This window comes from Dactylosporangium sp. NPDC049140, from assembly GCF_040648435.1.
Map to the genome: position 1 here is coordinate 1 of NZ_JBEZDS010000124.1, position 6,128 is coordinate 6,128.

General features: G+C 69.7%; 3 protein-coding genes and 1 pseudogene. 2 read left to right on the forward strand and 2 right to left on the reverse strand.

Features of this window, described 5'->3' with window-relative positions; translation table 11 throughout:
* Positions 1-565: 565 nt before the first annotated feature.
* A complete protein-coding gene (locus AB0B76_RS58530) occupies positions 566-1,732 on the forward strand; it encodes an LCP family protein (RefSeq protein WP_360395015.1) in 1,167 nt (388 codons plus the stop codon).
* Positions 1,733-2,995: 1,263 nt separating this feature from the next.
* Here the strand turns inward: AB0B76_RS58530 and AB0B76_RS58535 are convergent.
* Positions 2,996-3,121, reverse strand: a pseudogene (locus tag AB0B76_RS58535) (IS630 family transposase); the annotation flags it as partial.
* Positions 3,122-3,205: 84 nt separating this feature from the next.
* Complete coding sequence (locus AB0B76_RS58540) at positions 3,206-5,326, reverse strand: MMPL family transporter (RefSeq protein WP_360395018.1); 2,121 nt, start codon at positions 5,324-5,326, stop codon at positions 3,206-3,208.
* A 125-nt stretch (positions 5,327-5,451) separates the two neighbouring features.
* Here AB0B76_RS58540 and AB0B76_RS58545 point away from each other — a divergent pair, with 125 nt between their 5' ends.
* The gene (locus AB0B76_RS58545) at positions 5,452-6,030 is read left to right on the forward strand and encodes a TetR/AcrR family transcriptional regulator (RefSeq protein ID WP_360395021.1); all 579 of its coding nucleotides are present in this window, start codon (positions 5,452-5,454) and stop codon (positions 6,028-6,030) included.
* The last annotated feature ends 98 nt before the right edge of the window (positions 6,031-6,128 follow it).

The following is a 6,128-nucleotide window of genomic DNA, read 5'->3' on the forward strand; positions in this document are numbered from 1 at the left end:
GTTGCCGCTGCGTTCACCGGACTTGCCCAAGCGATCTGACCGCGGGACCCGGCCGGGTTCAACGCGTCCGCCGATCCCGCGACGCAACGGCGCCCCGCTTTCAGTTCCACGATGGCCCATCGCCACCGCCCAACGGACGACAGCAGCTGGGCGGAACGGTCGGCACACCCGCGACGAACGCGATCCCCGAATCGAGCGCCCTCATCTAGACACCGCTACCCAGCACGCCGACCGGCATCGCGACCATCGCTCGCCGGGTCGGCTCAATCGCCACGCCACGAAGCCTCAGTCCTCCTCGTTGGGCACGCCTTCATGCCCCCAGTCGTCGCGCCGTACAAGGGCTGGGACGCGGGGCGGGCGAGGGCGAACCGCGCCTTTGCTCGCACCGCGCCGAAATCCTCCGGTCGCCCTCATCCCGCGCGGGTGGGCCGCAGCCTCGGTCCGCAATGGTCTGCTTGACGTATAGCGGCTGGCGACACCGCATCGCGCCGGGCGGCTCGCGGCATCTGGTTCGTCCCACATCTGGCCCCCGCGCCGAGACAACGCCACCACCATGTAGGGAAGCATGCTCCGCCACGTCAGCAGCACCATGGCCAGCTTCGTACCACGCAAGACCCGCTACACGGGCCGCGCCAAAGTTCCCGCACAGCGGGCGGCGATGCCCAGTCGGCGCAGACGCCGGCGGTTGACGGCGATCGTGATCGGTTCGGCCGCCGCTCTGCTCCTCGTTCTCGGCGCCGGCGGGTCGTACCAGTACTACCGGAGCATCGATTCGGGCATCCAACGCACCGATGCGTTCGGTACAACCGGAAAGACCGACGTCCAGCAGGCGCAGCAGGAGGCGGTCCGGCCGCCGGTCGAGGTGGTCGGCGCCAAGAACTTCCTGCTGCTGGGAAGCGACTCGCGCGATCCTGACGACCCGGACCGCAGAAGCGGTGCGGGCACCGGGCGCACGGACGCGATCATCCTGCTGCACGTGGACGCCGAGCACGACAAGGCGTACCTGATCTCGTTGCCGCGCGACCTGTACGTGCACATCCCACCGAGCCCGACCGATCCGCGTCTGGGCAACAAGGACGCGAAGATCAATGCGGCGTTCGTGTGGGGTGGCGTGCAGCTCACGGTGCGCACCGTGGAGGCGTACACGTCGGTGCGCATCGACCACGTCGTGCTGGTCGACTTCGCCGGATTCCAGCAGGTGACCGACGCGCTCGGCGGAGTCGACCTGAACAACGACTGCGCGTTCACGTCGATCGCCGAGCCCTACCGGCACTTCGCGCCGGGCGTGAACCACCTCGACGGCGCCGCCGCGCTGGACTACGTGCGCCAGCGCAAGCAGTTCCCGGACAGCGACTTCACCCGGATGCGCCACCAGCGGGAGTTCCTCAAGGCGCTGCTGGACAAGGCGATCAGCACCGACACGCTGCGCAACCCGCTCAAGCTCAACGCGTTCCTCAAGTCGGTGGCGAAGGCCATCACCGTCGACAAGGACTTCTCCCTCGCCGACACCGCGTGGACGCTGCGCAACATCGGCAGCGGCGACCTGACCATGCTGGTCAGCCCGAACCGCGGAGGGGCCACGGTGAACAAGGAGAGCGTCGTGATACCCGATCCGGCCCGGGCAGCGGTGCTCTACGACGCCGTCGTCAAGGACACGGTCGCCGGCTGGATCGCGAACAACCCGCAGGCCGCCGCCACGGCCACGACGGGCAAATGCCCTGGACGGCAATGAGGCGGGACACCGGACGGTTCCGAACACCGCCGAGAGCCGGATTGAAGCGTCGGGACCCAGACGCGAGCGGCGCATGGCCGGGGCCGCGATGGTGAGCACCGTCGCTTCCAGCAGCGCGCCCTGCTGCGTGCGGCTCCGCCACGGCAGGCGCCGGCTCGGGGGACCCGGCTGACCGCCAGGTCGGACCAGCCGCAGCGGCGTCGCGGCGGGCCGGGACGCGCACGTCGATGGGGCGCTGCCGCATTGAGCGATCGAGTTGAACGAGCACCGGCTTCTTCCTCGCGAGGTCCGCCGGAGGCCGGCAGTCGGCTCTCCCGGACCCTGTGGGTGCCGAAAACCCCATCCATGGGCTGTGACCTGCCGGTTCTCGGACGCAGCCGAAGGACCAGACACGGGGGTACGCCAGGATGATCCATCGTGCTGCTGCGACTGCCCTACCTGGCGCTCACGAGCGTGTTCACCTTCATATGGCTGCGGCAGATGAGCGATGCAGACAAGAAGGTCGAGATTCTTGCACTGCGCCACCAGCTCGCCATCCTGCAGCGCCAGATCGACAAGCCTCGCCTCACCCCGCCGGACCGGGCGTTCCTCGCCGCCCTCCTGCACCGGCTACCAAGGCCGACGCTGCGGCAGCTGCACCTGATCGTCTCCCCCGACACCGTCCTACGCTGGCACCGCGACCTCCTACGACGTCACCATGCCAAGGCATCCCGCCCGAAACGGCCCGGCCGGCCGCCCACCGTCCGCAGCATCCAAATCCTCGTCCTGCGTCTGGCGAAGGAGAACCCCAGTTGGGGCTACCGGCGAATCCACGGCGAGCTGGCCGTCCTCGGCATCAAGGTCGCCCCTCCACGGTCTGGGAAATTCTCCAGCGCAACGGGGTCGAGCCCGCGCCCCAGCACGACCGCCAGACCTGGGCCGTCTTCCTCCGCGGCCAGGCACACGCGATCATCGCCGCCGATTTCTTCGAGACCCGGACCCTGGCCGAGCACGGCTGTACGTCTTCGCCGTCATCGAACACGCCACCCGCCGCGTTCGCATCCTCGGCGCCACCGCCCACCCCACCGCAGCCTCGACCACACAACTGGTCCGCAACCTGGTCATGGACCTCCCACCGCAGCGCCCCTACGCCTGCCGCCCCAACCGATCACCGAACCGGACCGACTCGACCACCTCGACATCCGACGACGCGATCGACTCGGCGGCATCCTCCACGAGTACCAACACGCCGCCTGAGCTGCACGGATCAGGTTTCGGTACGTACAGCCGTCGGATGCGGCCGCCGAAGCCGGGGCTGCCCAGTCGGAGCCGGCCGCTGCGGGGCCGGACCGGCAGCCCGGCGAGGCCTTCGAGGTGGTGGCGGGTGATCCAGCGGCGCACGGTGCGGGGGCGCCCCTCGATCGTGCCAACGCCCAACGCAACGGAACCCTCGGAGCCGGCGGGCCAGCGTCGCAGGCAGCACAACCTCGCAGGCTACGCCGGTTGACCGGCAGTTCGATCCTGCGTGGCTGGCGGCGCGGTGGCAGTGGTCTCGGTGATCGCGATCCTACGGTGCAGCGTGTGTAGCGGTCCGGGCAGCCACCAGTTGTGCCGGCCGAGGAGGGTCATCGTGGCTGGTACCAGGAGCATGCGCACGATGGTGGCGTCCAGCACGACGGCGACGAGCAGTCCGAGGCCGACGGCTTTGATCGGGGTGAAACCGCCGACGAGGAAGCCGCCGAAGACGACGCCGAGGATGAGCGCGGCGGCGGTGATGATGCCGCCGGTGCGCTGCATCCCATGAGCGACGCAGGTGTGCGGTTCCGCGTCGGTGAGCCAGTGTTCGCGGATGCGGGCGAGGAGGAAGACCTCGTAGTCCATGGCGAGGCCGAACGCGATCGCGCCGGCAAGGACAGGCACGGTGAGGTGCACGTAGCCGAGGCCCTGGTCGTCGAGGACGGCGGCGAGGTGACCGTTCTGGAACACCCAGACGACGACGCCGAGCGCCGCGGCGAGGCTGAGGGTGTTGGTGAGGACCGCCTTGACCGGCAGCACGGCCGACCCTGTGAGCGCGAACAGCAGTAGCAGGGTGCCGGCCAGGACGATCGCGATCGCCCAGGGGAGCCGGTCGGTGAGCATGGTGCGGTAGTCGGCCAGTTGCGCGGCGGATCCACCGACGGCGATCTCGAACGGGGCGTCGACCGCCCGGACGGTGCCGACAAGGTCGGCGGTGCCGTCGATGTCGAGCACGGTGGCCGTGGGCGACACCGGGACGACGGCGACGCCGGACACGCCGGGCAGCGCGGCGATCCTGTCGCGCAGGCGAAGCAGGGCGGGGTCGGTGGCGGTGGCCGTGGCGACAAGTTCCACACCGTCGGGACGGACTCGTTCCGGGAAGTGCGTAGCCAGCCCTTCCCACAGCTGTCGGGTCTGCGAGCCGGGCGGCATCATCCGCGGGTCCCCCTGGGAGATCCTCATGCCCAGCGCCGGTACGGCGAGGAGCGTGAGCAGGGCGGCGGTGGTGAGCAGGACGATGACGGGCCGGCGTTGGACGAGCCGGGCGACGGCGGCGAACACGCCACGGTCCGGACGGGGCCGGACCGTGGTGATGTGCCGCCCGGTCAGCGCCAGCAACGCCGGCAGCAGTGTGACGACCGCGAGGGCGTCGACGGCCACGACGGTGGCACCGGCCAGACCCATCGACCGCAGGAACGGGTTGGGGAACACGACGAGCCCGGCGAGGGCGACCGCGACAGTGAGACCGGAGCACACGACGGTTCGCCCGGCGGTTGTCGCCGTTGCGAGGACCGCGGTCGACAGATCCGGTGCTCGGCGGCGCTCCTCACGGAACCGGCTCACCATCAGCAGCGCGTAGTCGACCGCCAACCCAACCGCGAGTGTCGTGGTGGTCTGGATCGCGTACAGCGACACGTCGGTGACCATGCTGCACAGGTAGAGCACGCCGAAGGTGGCGCCGACCCCGGCCACGGCCACCAGCAGCGGCAGTCCGGCCGCAATCAGACCGGCGAACACCAGCAGCAGCAACACCAGCACCACCGGCGTGGTCAACAACTCCGCCTTGATCACGTCCTTCTGCGCCTGCGCCGTGGTCTCGTGCGCCTGCAGCGGACCACCCCCGACCACGACCTGCGCGGCGGGCACGGTCGCCGCGATCCGGTGCAACCGGGCCGCGACCGCCGCCGCAACGTCGGACGCGTCGACCGGCTCGCCCACCCCAGCGAGACGATCGGGCTCCAGTGTGATCCGCAGCAACAGGGCGTGGCCGGTCGCGGTCGACGGTAGGGGCCCGTCGACCTGAACAACGCCGGTCATCAACCGCACCTCCGCGACCGCGCGGTCCACCGCGGCACGCAGGGCCGGGTCGTCGGCCGGGCGGCCGGTGAACAGCGCGGCGATCGACTCCGGGCGGTCACCGGCTCCTTCAAGCAGCCGAGTCGCGCGCGCGGACTCGCTGCCGGCCACCGTGTCGACGTCGCCGACCAACCGGTCGAACACCCCGACGCCGAACCCGAATCCGACCGCCGTGACAACGGTCCACAGCACCACCACCAGCACGGGGCGGCGGACCGCGAAACCAGAGATCGCTCGCAGCATGACGGCCTCCTCGGGCGCATCGACGACAGTAGTGAGACGAGACGTATCGTCTCGCAGAGTAACGCTAGACCGATACGCAAAGGTGGTCAAGACGGTCCGTCTCGTCTCGCGTTAAGATCTGGGGCATGACCACGGCACATCGGCGCAGCGAGCAAGCCAGGCAGGCGATCATGCGTGCCGCGCTCGAGATATGCCGGGAACAGGGCTACGCCCGGCTCACCATGGAAGGCGTGGCCGCGAAGGCCGGCGTCGGCAAGCAGACCATCTACCGATGGTGGCCGTCGAAAGGCACCGTGGTATTGGACGCATTCCTGGAAGAGCTTGGCCCCGCAATCGAAGTGCCACCCACCACCGACGAACTCGCCGACCTCCGGCTCTCCCTGCGCCGCGCCGCCGAATTGCTGTCCCACCCGCGGTACGGGTCGATGCTCGCCGACCTCGTCGGCGCCCTTCAGCATGACGAAGCCCTGGCCGCCGAGTTTCACAAGCGCGTCTACCAACCCGTCCGGCAGCAGACCGTCGAGCGCATTGAACGCGCCCGCCTCAGCGGAGCGATCGGCAACGTCGACACCGGCCTGGCCGCCGACCTGCTCTTCGGACCGCTGTGGTTCCGCACCCTCCTCACACGACAGCCACCCACACCTGACTACGCCGACCAAATCGTCGACATCGCCCTCGCCGGACTGTGTGCAGCAACGTCGTAAGCCGGCGCCGTTGCGTCGCGGGATCGGCGGACGCGTTGAACCCGGCCGGGTCCCGCGGTCAGATCGCTTGGGCAAGTCCGGTGAACGCAGCGGCAACC

Bases quoted from the DNA above. Each gene is read 5' to 3' on its own strand.
- AB0B76_RS58530 (WP_360395015.1), top strand. From the start codon at position 566: ATGCTCCGCCACGTCAGCAGCACCATGGCCAGCTTCGTACCACGCAAG.
- AB0B76_RS58545 (WP_360395021.1), top strand. From the start codon at position 5,452: ATGACCACGGCACATCGGCGCAGCGAGCAAGCCAGGCAGGCGATCATG.
- AB0B76_RS58540 (WP_360395018.1), bottom strand. From the start codon at position 5,326: ATGCTGCGAGCGATCTCTGGTTTCGCGGTCCGCCGCCCCGTGCTGGTG.